Here is an 18997-nt window from a genome sequence, read left to right as displayed (position 1 = left end):
TACCTGGACCGCTGCGACCGGCACTACACCAACCAGCGCTGGCTGCGCCGTGACTTCGGCGGCAAGCTGCCCAGCGAGGTGTTCCGCGACCACTCGCTCGCCTGCTACGTCACCGACCCGACATCGCTGAAGCTGCGCAACGAGATCGGGATCGACATCATCGCGTGGGAGTGCGACTACCCGCACNCGGACTCGATCTGGCCCGAGGCGCCGGAGTTCGTGCTCAACGAGCTGAACAACGTCGGCGCGACCGACGAGGAGATCGACAAGATCACCTGGCGGAACGCCTGCCGGTTCTTCAACTGGGACCCGTTCGCCGAGATCCCGAAGGAGCGGGCGACCGTCGGTGCCCGTCGCGCGATCGCGACCGACGTCGACACCAGCATCCGCTCCCGCAAGGAATGGGCCCGCCTCTACGCGCAGCGACAGACCACCTGATCCACCTCCACGCGGCCGGCGAGACAACGAGGAGCCGCGCCACCCGCCCGAGCGGTGCTTCCCACCGAATCCGGGTCCTGCGAAGAAAGGCCCGTCACCCGTGACAGACGATCTGTACTGGGACCCGTTCGACCGGGAGTTCCACGTCGATCCGCATCCGCTCTGGCACCGGATGCGGGACGAGGCACCCGTGTACCGCAACGAGAAGATGGACTTCTACGCGCTGTCCCGGTTCGCGGACGTCGACGCGGCCCACCTGGACAGTGCCACGTACAGCTCGGCGTACGGCACGGTTCTCGAACTCATGTCGCCCGAGCCGCTGAAGACCGGGCAGATAATCTTCATGGACCCGCCGATCCACACGACGATGCGGGTGCTGGTCTCGCGGGCGTTCACGCCGCGCCGGGTCGGCGGGCTCGAGGGGAGCATCCGCGAGATCTGCGCGGAGCTGCTGGACCGGCAGGTCGGCGGTGGCGGGTTCGACTACATCCAGGACTTCGCAGCGCTGGTCCCGTCGATGGTGATCTCCCAGCTGATCGGGGTGGACCCGGCCGACCGCGAGGAGATCCGCCACACGATCGACCAGACCTTCCACCTCGATCCGGAGAAGGGGATGGTCAACGACATCTCGCTGGCGGCCTCCGCGAAGTTCCACGCCTACCTGTCCGAACAGCTGGAGTCGCGGCGGGCCGCGCCCAGGGACGACATGATGACGGCGCTCGTGCAGGCGGAGATCGGCACCGACGAGGGCACCCGTCGCCTCACCACCTCCGAGGCCGCCGACTTCACCGCGCTGCTCGTGGCCGCCGGCACCGAGACCGTGGCCCGGCTGCTCGGCTGGGCGTGCGACGTGCTCGAGACGCACCCCGACCAGCGCGCGGAGCTGGCCGCCGACCCGTCGCTGCTGGGGAACGCGGTCGAGGAGACGCTGCGCTACGAGTCGCCGTCCCCCGTCCAGGGCCGCGTCACCACCCGGGACGTCGAACTCCACGGCACCACCATCCCGGCCCGGTCGAAGATCATCCTGCTGACCGCGGCCGCCGGGCGTGACGAACGCCGGTACGCCGACCCCGACCGTTTCGACATCAGGCGGCGGGTCGACAGCCATGTCGCGTTCGGCCGCGGGGCGCATTTCTGCCTGGGCGCGGCGCTCGCCCGGATGGAGGGGCGGATCGCGCTGGAGGAGACCCTGCGCCGCTTCCCGACCTGGGAGGTCGACCGGGACAACGCGACCCGGCTGCACACCAGCACCGTCCGCGGCTACGAGAAGCTCCCGATCGTCGTCTAACCTCCCCGCCGGGCGGTGCGCGCAGCTCGTTGGATCTGAAGGAGCCCCATGAGATATCGAAGGTTCGGAACGACCGGCGTCGAGGTCAGCACCCAGTGCCTGGGCACGATGAACTTCGGCCGGCTGGGCAGCACCGATCCCGACGACAACGTCCGGATCATCAACCGCGCGCTGGACGGCGGGATCAACTTCATCGACACCGCCGACGTGTACTCGCACGGCGAGAGCGAGGAGATCATCGGCCGGGCGGTGAAATCCCGCCGGGACGACGTGGTACTGGCGACCAAGTGCTACTACCCCCTGGGTGACCGCCTCCAGCGGGGATCCTCCCGCCGCTGGATCACGCAGGCCGTCGAGGGCAGCCTGCGCCGGCTGGGCACCGACCGCATCGACCTGTACCAGATGCACAAGCTCGACTGGAACACCGATCTGGAGGAGACCCTCGGCGCCCTCACCGACCTCGTCCGGCAGGGCAAGGTCCTCTACCTGGGCTCGTCGTCGTACCCGGCGGACTGGATCGTCGAGGCCCAGTGGGCGGCGGCCCGCCGCGGCGGCGAACGGTTCGTCTGCGAACAGCCGCAGTACTCGATCTTCGCCCGGTCGATCGAACAGGACGTCCTGCCCGCGTGCCGGCGGCACCGGATGGCGGTCATCCCCTGGAGCCCGCTCGCCGGCGGTTGGCTGACCGGCAAGTACCAGCGCGGCCAGGAACCGCCGGCCGGCTCACGCTACGACCCGACCAGCCCGTTCATGCGGGGAACGGTCAGCTCGGCCGAGGACCGCTCCGCGCCCGCCCGGTTCGACGCCGTCGACGCCCTGCGCGCCGTCGCCGACCAGGCGGGAATCACCCTGACCGAACTGGCCATGGCGTTCGTGGCCAGCCATCCCGCCATCACCTCGACGATCATCGGGCCACGCACCATGAAGCACCTCGAGGACGCGCTGAACGCCGCCGACGTCGACCTCGACGCGGACGCGCTCGACGCCATCGACAAGATCGTGCCACCCGGCACCGACATGCCCGGGATCGACCACTTCACCCAGCACCCGTCCCTGCTGGCCGCCGCCCGGCGACGTCCGTGAAGGCGGCGCGTCCCAAAGCGGGCGAGATCACCGTCGTCGACCTCGACGAGCCGCCCGGCATCGGCGACGAGGTCATCCGGATCGCGGCGGCGAGCATCTGCAGCTCGGACCTGATGTACATGCGGTTCGGGCTGGAACGGGTCATCGGACACGAACTGGCCGGCGTCCGCGCCGACGGAACCGGGGCCGTCGTCGAGGCGCTCTACGGGTGCATGGAATGCGACCTGTGCCTGGACGGCCGGTACAACCTGTGCCCCACCCACATCCACCGCGCGCTCGGCTCCAGCGCCGACGGCGGGATGGCCGAACAGTTCCGCGTCCCCTCGCAGCGGCTCGTCGCGCTGCCGCCCGGTCTCGACGTCCGCGACGCCTCCCTCGTCGAGCCCGCGTCGGTCTCCTGGCACGCCCTGCGCCTGGCCGGCACCGGGCCGGACACCCGGGTCGCCGTCGTCGGGGCCGGGGCGCTGGGCCTGCTCGCCGCCGCCGGCGCGCGCCGCCAGGGCGCACCCGAGGTGGCCATCGAAGCACGCCACCCGCACCAGGCCGCGGCCGGAGAGCGCATGGGAGCCGAGGTCGGGCCGACGGGCCTGTACGACGTGGTCGTGGAGGCCGCGGGATCGTCGGAGAGCCTCGCCCACGCCGTCGACCTCGTGGCGCCGGGTGGCACCGTGGTCGTGGTCGGGTTCCACATGGGCACCGTCGAGGTCAACTGGTCCCCGCTGTTCCACCGCGAGGCCAGGCTCATCCCCTCGATGAGCTACTGCCGGCACGCGAACGGGCGCGAGATGGAGGACGCGGCGGCCATGCTCGCCGACGATCCCGAGATCGCCCGCACGCTGATCACCCACCGGTTCCCGCTCGAGGACGCGGTCGAGGCGTTCCGGGTCGCGGCCGACCGGAAGGCCGGAGCGCTGCGGGTGGTGGTCGAACCGTGACCCCGTCCCTGCTCGCGGACGCGGCAGGCTTCGTCTGAATTTGAGTGTTCGCGCTCAGGCGGTCCTGGAGGCCCCTGGGAAGACTGGCTCCCATGCCCACCTCGCCGGCGACGCGGACGCCGACCTCCACCCTTACGCGAGCCCTCCACGGCGGGACCGCCGTCCTGCTGATCGCGGCCGTGCCGGTCGCGGTCATAGGACTGCTGGGACAGGACGACTACCAGGGCGTCCCCCGGTCGGAACTCGACTACGCCGTCCGGCCGCCGGACATCCCCGCCGGACGGATGACGGCCATCGGCGTCGTCGCCCTGCTCCTGGCGGCCGTCGCGACGGCGTTCCTGCTGCGCGAGGGCCGTCGCGGCGCGGTCGACCGGCGCCGGTGGCAGGTGGTGTGCCCGCTCGTCGGAGTCGGCGTGATCCTCGGCTTCGGGTACCACGTCGCGACCGCCGGAGCGATCGGCGCCAACATCGGGTTCGGCCTCGTCATCCTCTTCGGCGGTCCTCTGGTGGTCGCGCTGCTGGTGGTCGCGGTGGCCCGGGAACAGGCGCTGCGCGCCGCGGCCTCCGTCGGGCACGCGTCACGGCACGTCACGGCGACGTAGCGCATGCCACCCGCCGAAGGCCGCGGCTACCGCCCAGACAGCCATGATGAACAGGCCCAGCCACGGGTTGTAGGAGACGTCCGGGTCCGCCCGGAGATTCATGATCGCGTACTGGCCGGCCCGGTCGGGCAGGAACTGGGTGATGTTCCAGAGGCTGGGAACCTCCATGCTCAACGGGGAAAGCAGGAAAAGGAACGGCAGGAACAGGCCCAATGTCGCGGCCACGGAACGGGTCATCGCGGAGAGGCCCATGCACAGGAGGGTCAGCAGCGGAAAGTAGAGGATCAGCGAGATCACGGCGCGCACCGCGCCGGGATCGCCGAAGGACACCCCGTGCTCGCCCAGCAGGCCCTGGGTCAGGAAGAACGTCAGCGGTGCCGCCGGGAGAGCGACGACCAGTGACAGGCCCGCGGCGGCCAGGAGCTTGCCCAGGTAGAAGTGGGTCCGCTGGGGAACGGCGGTCAGCGAGGTGGTGATCGTGCCCTTCTCGTATTCGCCCCCGAGGGACAGCATCGCGAAGACCGCCAGCGCGATCTGGGCGAAGTTCAGCCCCCAGAAACCCAGCACCAGAGGCCGGAAGACCTCGTCGTTGGCGGCCTGGGCCTCGCCGTAGGCCCCGCATGCGAAGGAACCGAAGCCGACGAGCATGACGGCGGCCAGGGCCAGCGACCAGACGAGGGATCGGAGGGACCTGATCTTGGTCCATTCCGAGTACAGCACCGGTCGCAAGGTCATGCCAGAACGCTCGCCCGTCCGGCGGCGGTGAACTCGGTGGAGTGCGAGGTCAGGCGCAGGAACGTCTCCTCCAGCGAGTCGCTGTGCAGCGCGAGCTCCTGAAGCGGCACGCCTTCGCGCGCGGCGACCGCGCCGATCCGGTCCGGTTGGGCGTCAGGTACCTCCCACGTTCCGCCGTTCGCCGGTGTCAGAGCGAACCCCTCGGCGGCCAGGGCCCTGCCCAGCTGTTCGGGCCTGGTCGTGCGCAGCCGTACCCGGCCGAGGCCGTACCGGGCCCTGAACTCGGTCATGCTGACGTCGGCCAGCAGACGGCCCCTGCCGATCACGATCAGATGGTCGGCGGTCACCGCCATCTCGTTCATGAGATGGCTGGACGCCAGGACCACCCGCCCATCCGCGGCGAGCTCCTTGAGCAGGTTTCTGACCCACTGGATGCCCTCCGGGTCGAGGCCGTTGAGCGGCTCGTCCAGGATGACCACCCGAGGATCACCGAGCAGCGCGGCCGCGAGCCCGAGCCGCTGGCGCATCCCCAGGGAGAATCCGCCGATCCGACGTCTGGCCGCGGCGGCCAGACCCACCCGGTCGAGCATTTCGTCCACCCGTGCGTCCGGGATCCTGTTGCTCCTGGCCAGGACCAACAGCTGGTCACGAGCCCGCCGCCCCGGATGCACAGCGGACGGATCAAGGAGTGCGCCGACGTGCCGCAACGGTTCCTGGATCCGCGCGTACGGCCGGCCGCCGATGAGCACCTCACCGCCCGTCGGCCGGTCGAGCCCGAGCACCAGGCGCAGCGTGGTCGACTTGCCGGCCCCGTTGGGCCCGAGGAAACCGGTCACGCGACCGGGTTCGACCTGGAAGCTGAGCCGGTCCACGGCGACGGTCGGGCCATAACATTTGATGAGATCCCGGACGTCGATGAGCATCTGGGGCAGTCGTTTCTTCCTGTTCGTCACAGTCGTAGTAGGCGCCATGGCCTGCTACGAGCGGATCCCCCGGCGGTCCTGACTTCACTCCCTCTCAGGGGGGAGGTGCTCAAGGGGCGACAGCGAGCATCATGGTGCGGTGCCGATCTTTGCCGCTGCCCTGCTCCGGCCCGTTGTCTACACGCGCGGGCTGCACCTGGCCATCGGCGGGGTCTTCGCCGGCATCTGTGTCATGGTGGTACCCGGTTTCGATGAATCCCTGCCACGCACCTTGATCTTCTGTCTGATCTCCCCATTGCCGTTGCTGGCGCTCGCCGCGATCGTGCCCGGTACCCGCCACGCGGAGGGAGTCCAGGCACGATGGCTCCTGAAGCCGCGGGACAGCGCCGAGATCAGCCTGGCGCCCTCGCTTTCGCTGTACGGCCGGCTGCGGACCGGGCTTTGGCTGGTCTTCCGTGTCTGGCTCGGAGTAGCCGTCCTGGCATTGACGGCCAACGGACTGACCCTCGCCGTCCACATCGGTTTCGCCCCTTTCCGGTCGGGGCCGCTTGAGATCGCCGGAATTCAGCTACTCGACGGTGATCGTCTTCTTCTGGGCCTGTTTCTGGCACCCATCCTGATTCTCGCCCTGGTGTGGGCGATCGTCGCGGCCGGCGGGCTTCAGGTGCGGGTGGCCCAGACCCTGCTCGGTCCGTCTCCGGCCGAGCGGCTGGCGGAAGTCGAGCACCAGGCCGAGCAGCTTCTGGAACGCAACCGACTCGCCGCTGAGCTGCACGACTCCATCGGCCATGCGCTCACCCTGACCGTCCTACAGGCAGGCGCGGCAAGGGAGCTCGCGAGCACCGATCCCGCGTTCGTCCACCGTGCCCTGACAGTCATCGAGGAGACCGGGCGACGCGCCATGGACGATCTGGAGCGGACCCTGGGGCTCCTCCGCGACGCCCCGGTGGGGCCGCGGGCCCGCCCCACCCTGGTCGAGCTCGACACCTTGCTGGACAGCGCACGGACCGCGGGAACCCCGATCCTCGCCGACGTCAGTCCACGGATCGGTGACATCCCCGGGGTCGTGTCGCGGGAGGCCTACCGGATCCTGCAGGAGGCGGTGACCAACGCACTGCGGCATGCGCCGGGCCGCACGGTGGCGATCGACATCGCTGTGGACGATGCCTGTCTGGGACTGCGTGTCGTCAACCCGCTGCCCGCCAGGTCCGCCAGCCCTCCGCGGCTGGACGGCAAAGGCCTGCGCGGAGCGAGGGAACGCGCCATCCTCCTCGGTGGTCAGTTCAACGCGAAGCCCCAGGACGACGACTGGATCGTCGAAGCCCGGCTTCCCCTCGGCCTGGGGTCCGGTTTTCGGACGGTGCGCCGCGGCCTGGCCGGTTCGAGCCCCGACAATCGCACCGGCCCGGCGGGAGGCTGGTCGTGACAGCGGACAGCCGTGGTGAGGTTCCCGGTCGTGTCCGCGAGACTCCGGAAACGAAAGGCGCCCAGGTCGGCCCGTCGCGGGTCTCAGCCCTCCTCGTCGACGACGAGGAACTGGTGCGCGTGGGGTTGCGGGTGATCCTGGAGTCAGGCGGCGAGATCGACGTCGTCGGCGAGGCCTCCGACGGCTCACAGGTCGTGCCACTGATCCGGGAGAAGAACCCGGACGTCGTCATCATGGACATCCGGATGCCGCGGGTCGACGGGCTGGCGGCCATCCGGGAGATCCTCGCGGACGTCGCCGAGCCCCCGAAGATCCTTGTGCTCACCACCTTCGAGCTGGACGACTACGTCTACGAAGCGCTCCGCTGCGGGGCCAACGGGTTCCTGCTCAAACGAGCCCGGCCCGCGGAGATCGTGCAGGCCGTCCTGACGATCGTCCGCGGCGAGAACCTGCTGTTTCCCCAGGTGATCCGCTACATGGCGGGCAAGCGACCGAACCGGGAGGCCCACGAGACGATGCGCCGGGCCGCGCTCACCGACCGGGAGGCCGACATACTACGGCTGATCAGCGAGGGACTGTCCAACAACGAGATCGCCGACCGGTTGTACCTCGGTGCCCAGACCGTCAAGACGCACGTGAGCAGCGTGCTGGCCAAGCTCGGCGCGCGTGACCGTACCCAGGCGGTCATCGTCGCCTATGAGTCCGGCTTCGTGGAGGCCGGTAAACCTTAAGTCCCGTTGCCCACTGCTTGGACCAGGACGACCGGGCTGAGCAGCACCGGTGGCGCCCAGTCCCATCAGAGGCGCCCATGAGACGGAGATCGGCGGATGCGCCGGGCGGTGGCATGGAGGGTTGTCGGGCGTGCCACGGCCTGGACCACGAGGCGGGCGCCTGGGCGGCGCCGCCAGTTCTTACTGCCCGGGTCACCAACCCTGGCCACCACGACGGGCCACCGTCCGGTAACAGGCCGGAGAACGGCGCCGACGTCGCCGACCGCCGACCGCCGATGGCGGTGTGGTCGCGCACCTGCATCCCCTCGGTCGGCAGGGTCGGCGGAGCTCCCCTGACATCGCTAGACAGATCTGTCTATTCTCGGGCTCGCCGAAATGAACAGACCTGTCTATTAGGGCTTTGGGGTAGTGGTGACACAGAACGACAGCGACAGCCGCGTGGCACTGGTGACCGGAGCCACCTCCGGGATCGGTCGGGCGACCGCCCTGAAACTGGCGAAGGACGGCTACACCGTCCTGGTCCACGGGCGGGACTCCAGGAGGGGCGCCGAAACGGTCGCGGCGATCGAGTCCGCCGGCGGGGCCGCGAGGTTCATCGCCGCCGACCTGGACGACGTGGACTCCGTGCGCCGTCTCGCGGCCGAGGCCGCGGACATGGACGTGGACGTCCTGGTGAACAACGGTGGGTTCTCCTGGTTCGGCCCGACGGCGGACCTCGACGTCGCCACCTATGACCGGCTGTGGGACAGCAACGTCCGCTCCGCCTACCTACTGGCCGCCGCCCTTGCCCCGGGGATGGCCAAACGGGGCCACGGGGTGATCATCAGTGTGGACAGCATGGCCGGGCACGTCGGCCTTCAGGGCGCCGCCGCGTACGGGGCGACGAAAGCCGCGCTGACCGCGCTGACCCGGTCGTGGGCGGCCGAGTTCAGTCCCTCCGGCGTGCGGGTCAACACCGTCGCCCCCGGTCCGGTGCTCACCGGCAGCGCCGACCCGGAGCTGATCGGCGCACTCGGAGCCACCACGCTGCTCGGCCGCGCGGCCCAGGTGGATGAGATCGCGAACGTGATCGCGTTCCTCGCCTCCGACCAGGCCAGCTACATCACCGGAGCTCTCATCCCCGTCGACGGCGGACGCACCGCCGTCTGACTCGAACTCATCGCCGGCTGATCCCGGCGCCCATGCCTGCGCGGCCGGGTCTGATCTAGCCTGGACCCGATCGCCGGGAAGGAGCCCGCCTGATGACCCGCCCACCTTCGGCGCGCCGTGGCCGCAAGCCCAATGCCGAGGTCAGCGACCCGCGCCCAACCCGGCAGCGACTGCTGGACGCGGCGAACGAGTTGTTCTACGCCGAGGGCGTCCAGTCGGTGGGGATCGACCGGATCATCGAGCGCGCGGGCGTCGCGAAGGGCTCCCTCTACAACACGTTCGGTAGCAAGGAGGCGCTTGTCCGCGCCTATCTCGAATCACGCCATGAAGGCACCACCCGGCGGCTCAGCGCGGTGATCGACGCGGTTGACGATCCCCGCGAGAAGCTGCTCGCCGTCTTCGACGCCCAGGGCGAACTGTTCGAGGAGCCAGACTTCCACGGCTGCGCCTTCGTCTCCGCCAGCGCGGAGGCGACTCCAGGCGGCTTCATCGAGAAAGCCACCGAGGACTACCGGAGCTGGGTGCGGACGATGTTCACCGACCTCGCCGCGGCGACTGGTGTCCGTGACCCGGAGGCTCTCGGACGTCAGCTTCAACTTGTCTACGACGGCGCGGGGCTCGCCGCCGACATCGACCGCGACCCCACCGTCGCCCTTTCCGCGCGAACCGCCGCGGCGGCCCTCCTCGCCGCGGCGCTCGCCGAGTCCGACACGTCCCACGCTTCTGGCCGAAGGTAGCCGGACTGATACGGCACCCCTGAGCCGGAGATCAACGGGCCTGCCGGGCGGTGGCCTGGGCTACGCCGCGTTGGGTACCTCGGTGAACTCGACCATCACGCGCGTGGGCACGAAGCTGGTGTCGCCCAGGTACTCGACGAAGATGGCGTTCGGGCGGGGTGAGGTGAACGGAGCGGTGCCCGACCACGACGGGTCGATGGTGAGCGTCGCATGCCCGTTCGCGTCGAGGGTCGCCTCGAACGAGGGAAGGCCGAAGTTCTCCTGGTTGCGCACGTTGCCGGTCGGAGTTCCGGAGGTACCGGGAACGGCGTTGATCTGGATGTCGACGGTGTACGACTCTGCCCAGATTACGGTCGATCCGGGGATCGAAGCGTGATCTGCGCATTCGGGATGTCCACCGCCATCGTGCGCCGGTCCGGCCGGTAGTTCTCGTCGCCACTGTAGTCAAGCGTCAGCGTGTGGTACCCGGGGGAGAGGTCGACGTCGAGGCTCCCCATCGAATAGGGATCCCGTTCCCTGTGCCCGACGGTCACCTCGCCGAGGAGGGTGTTCCCCTCATACACGTCGATGGTGCCGGCCGGCCAGGGAGGCGCGGTCGCCGCCGGTCCACCGCCACCCGGGCCGGGAGCTATCGGTCCACATCCCGCGACGAGAATGCCGCAGGTCACTGTCGCGGCAAGGGCGAGCGAAGCGGGTCCGCTGGTACTCCCACGGGTGAGTCGCGGAAAAACCATGCATACCTTCAAGGTCAGCGGGAGACGCGCGGCGGGCGATCAGTGCGCGGCCCGAACGCCGGGCACATCCCGGAGGAGGAGAAGTCTCCAACCAGTACGAGGCGCCCAGGATATCGATCGACCGGTAACGGCGAGGGGTTAGACCAATCGCATCGTGTGGTCGTAGGCAACGGGAAAGAAACTGGAGGGCCAGTGGGCGGGTGTCGCATCATCCCGTTGATCTGACCATCATCGGGACCACACCGCGGATGGCGGTGGGATCCGCTGTTCGGCGCGCTGGGTCCAGTTCACGCCCACCCGGGCGAGTTCGGTCTGGGTGAGCTCGGCGGCCCGCCGCGGCGCGGCCAGGCCCATGGCGTAAGTGCGGTCGGCGGCCATGTCCTGCCGGGCCTGGATGACGTCGGCGACGGTGTCGGGCTGGTCGGCGGGCCGGCGGACAGGGCTCTCGGTCCCGGCCGTTCGTGCGGCGGCCGGGCCCGACAGGTCGTTTCGGAGTGATCCCCGGAATTTGCTCAGCCAGATGGACGAGCTGGCGAGACCGAGGAAAGCCTGACGGGTGCCGACGCGGCATTCCCGGTGGGTCGGCGGTATTTTACCTGGTCACAGGCGCCGATGGCTGCGGTGGTCAGGTAGTGTCCGCTGCCGGGATGGGCTCGGTCGACCGGGCGCGGACCCGTCTCGGAGCCCCTTTCAGCGCGTGGACGTGCGAGGAATCGACCAGGGCCCGGCGCAGGTCGAGCAGCCCCGCCGCGTCGCACTCGGTGAGCAGTTGTTCGTGGAGCTGCTGCCAGACCCCGGCTTCGGTCCAGTCCCGCAGCCGGCGCCAGCATGTCACCCCCGACACCCCGAACAGTACGGTCGGCAGCTCCCGCCAGGGCACGTCGTTCCGCAGGACCCACAGGATTCCCTCCAACGCCGCCCGGTCGTCGACCGGCAACCGGCCCGGGTGGCGGAATCGCCGCTGCCGGACCGGGATCAGCGGCGCCAGCCGCCTCCACAGCTCCTCGCTCACCATCGGCTCGTCACACATGAGCCGATGTCTACCGGCTGGGCAGGCACGACACGTCCCGTTCGATCAGTCTTTATGAAACCAGTTTCTTTATGAAACGAGCTGGTGCCGGGTTTCGGCCTTTCGCTTGACACCTTCTTCCGGTCGTTGCAATGTGGGCGACGGGTTCGGACGTCGAACCGACGCGTCGTCAATTTTCTCCTGGTGCCGGCACCAGGGCGTTCGGTCAAGGCTGCGCTGCTGTATCGCGTGCAGACCTGGGGGGATTTGTCGTGACGGTGCTCGTCGTTCCTGTGCGCCTGAATGTGCTGCTCGCGCCGACCGACCTCGACGTCGACGGGCCGTCCGCCGACTTCCGTCGACTGCCCTACGTCGACCCGGATTCGGGCCGGGACGTCGGTTCGGACGTCCCGTACGTGAGCGAGGTCGTCCTTCCTGCGCCGTTCGAGGGCGAGCAGCTCCGGCTGCGGGCCGGTGTCCACCTGCACTGGTCGTTGCCGGACTCGTTGACCCGGTTGGTCCAGACGGCAGCCGGTACGGAGATCCCGCTGGTCCCGGACCGCTGGCTGGTCACCCGCCACCGCGCGGGGGTGCTCGAACGGCAGTGGGTGGTGGAGAGCGATTTCCTGGCCGAGGTGGACACCGGCGGGGTGCCGTACCCGGTGGACACGCCGGGCCGGCCGTACCGGTTCCTGGGCCGGGCGGTCCCGCTCGGGGCCTGGGACCCGGCCGCCGGCCGGGCGAGCCGGCTGCCCGGCCTGACCGCGGTCGGCTACGGCGAGCCGACGTTCGCCGCCTTCTACCCGAACTGCCGCGGTGTGTTCGGTCTGCACGACCCGGACGTGGTCGGCGTCCCGGACGCCGGGCTGGGCTACGACGTGCTCGGCTGGTACGCCGACCGCGGCGACGACGAGCTGGTCCGGGTGCTGGCCGCCGCCGACACCGACACCAGCACCGGCACCGGCACCGACGGGAACTGGGCGGACGTGCTCGCCGAGCGGCTGGCCTGGTCCGCCGCCGCCGGAGGGGCGGCGCCGGACCGGCTGGTCTGTTTCGCCGCGCTGACCTTCGGTGAGCCGGCGGCGGACCCGGCATCGGTGTCCACACTGGACGTCGACGGGGCCGGGGTGTGGGTGGCGAACACGGCCACCGAGGCACTGGCCGCCCACCTGGGCGCGGCCGTACCGGGGGCCTCGCCGGACGGGGCGGAGAACCTGCTGGAGGCGCTGACCCACGCCGACGAGCTGGAGGCGGCCACCGTCGACCTGCCGCTGCGGCTGGCCGCGGCCCGGCATCGCACGTCGTTCGCCTCGGTCCCGGGCGGCACGGAGTGGACGGTCCGCCGGCAGGATGATCCGGCCGCGACCCCGGCCGAGCGGCAGGCCCGGGAGGCGATCGTGCTGCCACCGGAGCTCGACGCGGCCCTGGCCGAGCTCAACGGGCTGCAGTGGGCGCTCGACCGGGCCCTCGCCGAGCTGACCGGGCTGCGGCAGCGGCTGGCCGTGGACTGGTACCGCTACGTGCTCTGCGCCTACCCGCCGGACGGGGTCCGCGACTCCTACCCCGATCCCGACGAGGTGGCCGGGTACCTGCGGCGCGGCGTCGACCGCGTCACCGAGCTGAGCCGGCAGGTCGGGCAGACGCCCGCCGCCGACCCGGCCGCGATGCTCGCCGGCCGGGTCGCCGCCGCCCGGGACGCCGTCGCGACGCGGCTCGTCCCGGTCAACGTGACGGCCGCCGCGGCCCGCAGCTCCTACGTCCTGCAGGGCGCCCCGGCCCAGCCGTACCGGCAACCCAACGATCCGGTGGTGCTGCTGACCGGGTCGGCGGCCCGGCCGTCGGAGCGGTTCGGCGCGGACGCCGGGCCGGACGGCACGCTCGGTTGCGCGGTGGTGGACGCCGCCGCCGACGCGACGGCCGGCCCGGACGCGGTCACCGCGCTGCGGGCCCGGGTCGCGGCGGCGGCCGATCCGGCCCTGGACCGGGCCCGGCAGACCTGGACCAGGCCGTCCTGGGATCCGGTGCTGCTGCGGTGGGAGGTCGAGTTCTTCCCGGCCGGCCTCGGCAACAACCTCGACCCGGACGACCGCGACTACGACCCGGAGTTCATCACCGCCAACTACGACCTAGCGCCGGCCGACGTGGAGCTGCGGTTACGGCCGGGCCGGGAGGTCCAGGACAAGGCGGCCAACGTGTACGCCGGCAGCACGGTGCTCTCAGCCGGCGCCTGGCCGGTGTTGGCCGACCGGGTGCTGCGCTACCTGGAGGGGGCACTGCTCGACCCGGGCGACGCCACCCTGCCACCGGGACGGCCCACGTGCGGGTCGGCCGAGTTCCAGGCCGACCCCGGCCCGGTGCTGGACTGGTACGCCGCGGCCGGCACCGACGAACGGCTGCTCACGCTGATCCGGGTCTACCGGCACCTCACCGGCAACGAGGACCGCAACCTGGCGCAGTCACTCGGGGGCTTCGCCGACGCCCTGCTGATGCTTCGACTCGTCCGGCAGCTGCCGATCGCCGACCCGCTGGGCTTCCCCTCCGGGCAGGCGCTGGCCGCCGAGGTCGCGGCCGCGGTCGCCGGGCAGAGCCGGCACGCCCCGCAGCCGCTCACCGACTTCAACCCGATCCGGGCCGGCTCGCTGTGGGTGCGCCGGCTGCGGATCGTCGACACCTTCGGGGTCCGGCACGACGTGCCCACCGATCAGCCGCACACCGCGACCGGGCTGCGTCTGCCCGACCACCCGGACTGGGTGGCGCTGCCGCCGCGGCTGACCCAGCCGGCCCGGCTGGTGGTCCGGCTGCTCGACGCCCGCGCGGACGGCCGACCGGTCACCGGGCTGCCGACCTCGTCGCCGGTGTGCGGATGGCTGCTCCCCGAGTTCCTGGACGACAGCATCCAGGTGCACGCCGCCGACGGCCGGCGGCTCGGCCAGCTGCGCGGCGACCTGGCGGCCGACGACCCGGCGGTGTGGCGGGCCGCCCCGGGTGCCCCCGCGACCGCGCTCACCGACATCGACAACGCGCGTCTGCGGGCCGTGGTGGCCCGACTGGCCGCGAGCGGCACCGACGGCGTGGGCGGGTTTCTCGACACCCTCGACGACGGGCTGGCCGGCGTCGAGCCCGAGGGCCTGATCTCGCCCACCGTCCGCACCGTGCTGTTCGGACGACCGTTGGCCGTCGTCCGGCTCTCGATCCGGCTCGAGCTGCTCGGGCCGGCCGCGGTCAGCCAGGACTGGAACGTCTTCCGCCAGGACCTGGCCCGGCCGGGGCGGGAGAGCAACGCGTTCGAGCGGGTCCGGTTCCCGGTCCGGGTCGGCGAGCACGGCCGGCTCGGCGACGGGGTGCTCGGCTACTGGCTGGAGGACGCGTCCGGGACGTTGGGTCCGCGGTTCCACGACGTCGCCGGCCTGGCACAGGAAGAGGCGGAGATCCCGGTCGCCGTCACCGCGGCCGGCCGGACCGTCCGCCTCACCCTGCTGGTCGATCCGCACGGGCCGATCCACGTCACCTCCGGCGTGCTGCCGGTGGAGACCGTCCAGGTCGCCGCCGAGCACTTCGCCGCCGCGCTCGACCGGCTCGAGGTCGGGTTCCTCGCCGCCCCGGTGCTGACCGACGCCGACCGCGTCACCGTGCCGGTGCCCGCCGAGCCGGGCGTCACCTGGCTCTGGCGGGAACCGACCCGGTCCGGCTGGACCAGGACGCCGGTGGCCGCCGGCGACACCACCTCGTCCCCCGCGATCCCCACCCTGCGCGAGGGCTGGCTGACCCTGCCCGCTCCCGCTCCGCCCGCTTCCGCCGAGGACACCACGCAGGAAGGCTCCTGATGCCGCAGATCACACTCTCGCTCTCCGTGGAGGAGACCAACCTGGTGCTGGAGGCACTGGGACAGCTGCCGTACGCGCGGGTGTTCCGGCTCATCGAGAACATCGGCGAGCAGGCTCAGCCTCAGCTCGAGTCACCGGAACCCACGGCGGAGTCGGGGCGGCCCAGGGTTCGGTCGGCATGAGTGCCGACCTGCTGCTGCACTGGCCGCTCGACGACATCGACGACGACGGCGCCGCACCGGACGCCAGCGGGGCCGGCCGGGACGCGGCCACCGACGGGCCGGTGACGGCCGCGCCGGACGAGCGGTTCGGCAGCTGCCTGCGGGTGGCCCCGGGCGGGGCGGTGCTGCGGTCCGCCGACGACCCGGCGCTGCGGGCGGGGGCGTACACGTTCTCGGTCTGGGTGGACCTGGACCAGCCGAAGGCCGGATCGCCGGCCCGGGTGGTCGGCGGTCGCACCGGTGGTCCGGCGCTCGCCGTGACGCCGGCGGGCGCGGTCGTGCATCTGCCCGCCGGCGGGCCGCCCGACCAGCCGGGCGGGCTGGTCAGCCCGGACGGCGCGATCGACTTCACCGGCTGGCACCACGTCGCGCTGACCGACGACGGCCTGCTCACGCGAACGTACGTGGACGGCGTCGAGGTCGCCCGGCAGGTGTCGTCGGGCGCCGGCGCGGTCGGGGGCGGGCTCGTGCTCGGCTGCGCCCCGGCCGGCCCCGACGGCGGGACCCTGGTGCTCGACATCGGAGGCGGCGCGCTCGCCGCGGGGCCGATCGTCAGCGCCGCGGCCGCCTCCCCGGCCTCGGACAGTCAGCTGTGGACGCTCACCGATGACGGGTACGTGCGGAACAGGGTCAACCCGGATCTGGTCCTCGACGTCTGGGGTGCGGTCTACACCGCCGGTACGGCCGTCCACGCCCATCCCAGGAACGGCGGGAACAACCAGCGCTGGACGCTCACCGCCGACGGGTACCTGCAGAGCCAGGCGGACCCCACCGCCGTGCTCGACGCCACCGGGCAGGGCGGGGTCGTCGGCGCACCGTGCGTGATCTGGTGGCGCAACGACCCGCTGACGCCGCACCAGATGTTCGCCCGGGACGCCGACGGGCGGATCCACAGCCGGGCCGTCGCCGGCACCGGCCGGTTCGCCCACCTGCGGTTGTACGACGGCGCCCTGGACGCGGACGAGCTCGGCCGGGACATGGCCGACGACGAGTCGGCGCTGGCGGCGTTCGTCCGTACCCACCCGCTAACCGTGGAGCTGACCGACACCGACGGCCAGCCGGTGCTCTACATCGAGGACGGCCCGCCGAGCCAGCGGCTGACCCTGCGGGTGACCAACGCGGGCCGGCAGGACGTCGAGCTGCGGGCGGTGTCCGGGTCGGAGCACCATCTGGCCCTCGCCTTCCGCCCCGGCACGCTGGCCGCGGGGGCGACCCCGACGCTGACCGCGGCGGGCTGGACGCTGACCCGCGACGCCGACACGCTCTACCTGAAGGCGCAGGCCGCGACCACCCTCGCCCGGGGGGCCTGGATCGACCTGCCGCTGACCGGGCTCGGCGCCGACGGCGCCGGCGGAACCCACGGCACCCGGGTCGAGGTGGGCTTCGGTCACCTCGGCTACGCCGGCGAGGTGCAGGAGCTGACCGGCAGCCGGCTGCTGCTGCTCGACGTGGTCAACCACCGCGGCCGGCCGGACATCCCGCTGCACGCGGCGTTCGTCGGCGGCAACCGGGTGCTCAGCGACGGGCTGACCCCGGGCTCGCTGACGATCCGGCTCTCCACGGTGTCCCGGGACGCCGGCCTCGCGCTGGCCGGGGCGGCCTCCGCCGGGGACGCGGCCTCCGCGTTCGTGGTGTCCTTTGAAGGCAGCGAGGACCGGGAGTCCCGGGAGTGGGCGCTGACCGACGCCGGGAAGGCCGGCGAGGTGACGCTCGCGGTCGCCGACCCGGACGGCGCCGAATGGCTGCGCGGCTCGAACGACCTGGGCCAGAGCCGGAGCTGGACGCTGACCCCCGCCCAGGACACCGTCATCCAGCCCGGCACCGCGGTCGAGCTCACCCTCGACTCGGTGTACGCGCTGCCCACGGCCGGCCAGGCCTCGGTGGTCGTCGCGTACCGGAACGTGCCCGGCTACCAGGACGGTTTCGTCGCCCTGACCGTCGAGCGCAGCCCGCTGCTGTTCTCCGCCGCCGCGGTCGGGATCGGGGCGCCGGCGGCCGGTCCCACCCTCACGGTCGGCGCGGCCGAGCAGCACCTGCAGCTGCGCCGGCCGACGGACACGAGCGGGCGGGGCAACCGGCTGTTCCTCGAACTCCTCCAGGACGACACCGGGTCCACGACAGCGCTGACCTACCCGAGCATCCGGCTCGGTCACGCCTGCAACTACGCGCAGCGCATCGAGGCCCGCGCGGACGGCATCTATCTGAAGGGCGGTGACCTGGCCGGAGACGGGCTCATCGACCTGTTCGCCCGCACCGCCACGGTGAGCGGCCTGCGCGCCGGCACGGTCGCGGCCGACGCCCTGCACGTGGGCGGCACCCCGGCCGGGAGCACGACCGCCGCGAAGGCCAGCGTACTGGCGCAGAGCGAGCACCTGCAGCTGCGCCGGGAGACGGCCACGCCCGGCACCGGCGCGCAGGTCTACCTGGAGCTGTTCCAGGACCGCACGTCGGGCGCCCAGGTCACGTACCCGAGTATCAGGTTCCACCACGCCGACCGGTTCTGGCACCGGATCGAGGGCCGGCCGGAAGGAATCGCGTTCAAGGAAGGCAACCTCGCCGGCAACGGGATGATCGACATCTTCGCCGGCACCGCGAAGGTCAACGGGCTCCAGGTCGCCGCCACGGCGCAGGCCGACGTGCTGCGGGTCGGTGGCACCCCGTCCGACAACCAGCTCACCGGCCGCGCGACGGTCTCGGCCGACAACTCGCATGTGCAACTGCGGCGCGAATCCGGGGCGGGCGGCACCGGGGCGCAGCTCTTCCTGGAGCTGTTCCAGGACACCACCGCGGCGGACAGGACCACCTACCCGACGATCCGGTTCCATCACACGGGCAAGTTCTGGAACCAGGTCGAAGGCCGGCCGGAGGGCATCTTCATCCGGTGGAGCGGCGGCGACGCCTTCACCGACCTGTACGCCGCCACCGCCGTCCTGCAGGGCCTGAAGATCGGTTCCGTCACCATCGGCGAGAACGAACTGCGGATCCTTCAGGCGCTGGCCGCCGGCAACCTCAGATTCCAGCTACTCAACACCGCGCAGAACGAGTACGCGTACGCAGCCGACTACAAGCCCTTCGACAACGACCGCCGGCACGTCTTCACCTGGCGGCACAAGGGCGAGCAGGTCGCCCAGGGCGAGTGGCAGATCGTCGGGCCGAAGTGAG

Annotated in this window: 16 protein-coding genes and 2 pseudogenes; 12 read left to right on the top strand and 6 right to left on the bottom strand. The window is 71.5% G+C overall.

Features of this window, described 5'->3' with window-relative positions:
• The 5 genes and pseudogenes from B056_RS43720 to B056_RS39685 all read left to right on the top strand — a co-directional run.
• A pseudogene (locus tag B056_RS43720) lies at positions 1-438 on the top strand (amidohydrolase family protein); the annotation flags it as partial.
• A gap of 100 nt (positions 439-538) precedes the next feature.
• Complete coding sequence (locus B056_RS0124440; protein WP_018504484.1) at positions 539-1726, top strand: cytochrome P450; 1188 nt, start codon at positions 539-541, stop codon at positions 1724-1726.
• Positions 1727-1774: 48 nt separating this feature from the next.
• Positions 1775-2809, top strand: coding sequence for an aldo/keto reductase (locus B056_RS0124435; RefSeq protein WP_020572686.1), 1035 nt, complete (start codon positions 1775-1777; stop codon positions 2807-2809).
• Positions 2806-3744: a zinc-dependent alcohol dehydrogenase gene (locus B056_RS0124430; protein WP_018504482.1), complete on the top strand. Its 939-nt coding sequence runs from the start codon at positions 2806-2808 to the stop codon at positions 3742-3744. Before B056_RS0124435 ends, B056_RS0124430 begins: the two co-directional genes overlap by 4 nt.
• Before the next feature lie 92 nt (positions 3745-3836).
• Positions 3837-4346 (top strand): hypothetical protein, encoded by a 510-nt coding sequence (locus B056_RS39685; RefSeq protein ID WP_018504481.1) that lies wholly within the window; start codon positions 3837-3839, stop codon positions 4344-4346.
• Here B056_RS39685 and B056_RS0124420 read toward each other — a convergent pair.
• Both B056_RS0124420 and B056_RS0124415 read right to left on the bottom strand, forming a co-directional pair.
• The gene (locus tag B056_RS0124420; RefSeq protein WP_026240091.1) at positions 4323-5081 is read right to left on the bottom strand and encodes an ABC transporter permease; all 759 of its coding nucleotides are present in this window, start codon (positions 5079-5081) and stop codon (positions 4323-4325) included. The genes B056_RS39685 and B056_RS0124420 overlap by 24 nt on opposite strands.
• The gene (locus B056_RS0124415; protein ID WP_018504479.1) at positions 5078-6004 is read right to left on the bottom strand and encodes an ABC transporter ATP-binding protein; all 927 of its coding nucleotides are present in this window, start codon (positions 6002-6004) and stop codon (positions 5078-5080) included. Before B056_RS0124415 ends, B056_RS0124420 begins: the two co-directional genes overlap by 4 nt.
• Before the next feature lie 139 nt (positions 6005-6143).
• On the opposite strand from B056_RS0124415, the gene B056_RS37840 reads away from it, so the two are divergent.
• The 4 genes from B056_RS37840 to B056_RS37835 all read left to right on the top strand — a co-directional run bounded on the left by B056_RS37840 (position 6144) and on the right by B056_RS37835 (position 10047).
• Entirely contained in the window at positions 6144-7430 is a 1287-nt protein-coding gene (locus tag B056_RS37840; RefSeq protein ID WP_018504478.1) for a sensor histidine kinase, read from the top strand.
• Complete coding sequence (locus B056_RS0124405) at positions 7427-8161, top strand: response regulator transcription factor (protein ID WP_018504477.1); 735 nt, start codon at positions 7427-7429, stop codon at positions 8159-8161. Before B056_RS37840 ends, B056_RS0124405 begins: the two co-directional genes overlap by 4 nt.
• 408 nt (positions 8162-8569) lie before the next feature.
• Positions 8570-9310, top strand: a complete 741-nt coding sequence (locus tag B056_RS0124400) for an SDR family NAD(P)-dependent oxidoreductase (protein ID WP_018504476.1) — start codon at positions 8570-8572, stop codon at positions 9308-9310.
• 92 nt (positions 9311-9402) lie between these two features.
• Entirely contained in the window at positions 9403-10047 is a 645-nt protein-coding gene (locus B056_RS37835) for a TetR/AcrR family transcriptional regulator (RefSeq protein ID WP_018504475.1), read from the top strand.
• A gap of 60 nt (positions 10048-10107) precedes the next feature.
• Here the strand turns inward: B056_RS37835 and B056_RS0124390 are convergent, their stop codons facing one another.
• The 4 genes and pseudogenes from B056_RS0124390 to B056_RS43050 all read right to left on the bottom strand — a co-directional run.
• Complete coding sequence (locus B056_RS0124390) at positions 10108-10320, bottom strand: hypothetical protein (RefSeq protein ID WP_018504474.1); 213 nt, start codon at positions 10318-10320, stop codon at positions 10108-10110.
• A gap of 74 nt (positions 10321-10394) precedes the next feature.
• A complete protein-coding gene (locus B056_RS44710; protein ID WP_018504473.1) occupies positions 10395-10610 on the bottom strand; it encodes a hypothetical protein in 216 nt (71 codons plus the stop codon).
• 399 nt (positions 10611-11009) lie between these two features.
• A complete protein-coding gene (locus B056_RS43715; RefSeq protein WP_018504472.1) occupies positions 11010-11159 on the bottom strand; it encodes a hypothetical protein in 150 nt (49 codons plus the stop codon).
• Positions 11160-11389: 230 nt separating this feature from the next.
• Positions 11390-11811, bottom strand: a pseudogene (locus B056_RS43050) (transposase); the annotation flags it as partial.
• A gap of 251 nt (positions 11812-12062) precedes the next feature.
• On the opposite strand from B056_RS43050, the gene B056_RS0124370 reads away from it, so the two are divergent.
• From B056_RS0124370 to B056_RS44705, 3 genes are read left to right on the top strand one after another with little or no spacing between them, the layout of a single operon-like run.
• The gene (locus B056_RS0124370) at positions 12063-15614 is read left to right on the top strand and encodes a hypothetical protein (protein WP_020572684.1); all 3552 of its coding nucleotides are present in this window, start codon (positions 12063-12065) and stop codon (positions 15612-15614) included.
• Positions 15614-15796, top strand: a complete 183-nt coding sequence (locus B056_RS0124365) for a hypothetical protein (RefSeq protein ID WP_018504469.1) — start codon at positions 15614-15616, stop codon at positions 15794-15796. The genes B056_RS0124370 and B056_RS0124365 overlap by 1 nt, the downstream gene beginning before the upstream one ends.
• A complete protein-coding gene (locus B056_RS44705; protein ID WP_035752644.1) occupies positions 15793-18996 on the top strand; it encodes a LamG-like jellyroll fold domain-containing protein in 3204 nt (1067 codons plus the stop codon). Before B056_RS0124365 ends, B056_RS44705 begins: the two co-directional genes overlap by 4 nt.
• The last annotated feature ends 1 nt before the right edge of the window (position 18997 follow it).

The organism is Parafrankia discariae (assembly GCF_000373365.1).
In the GTDB taxonomy this organism is placed as follows: domain Bacteria; phylum Actinomycetota; class Actinomycetes; order Frankiales; family Frankiaceae; genus Parafrankia; species Parafrankia discariae.
The sequence above is the reverse complement of the archived record's forward strand: the minus strand, read 5'-3'. Positions and strand labels throughout refer to the sequence as shown.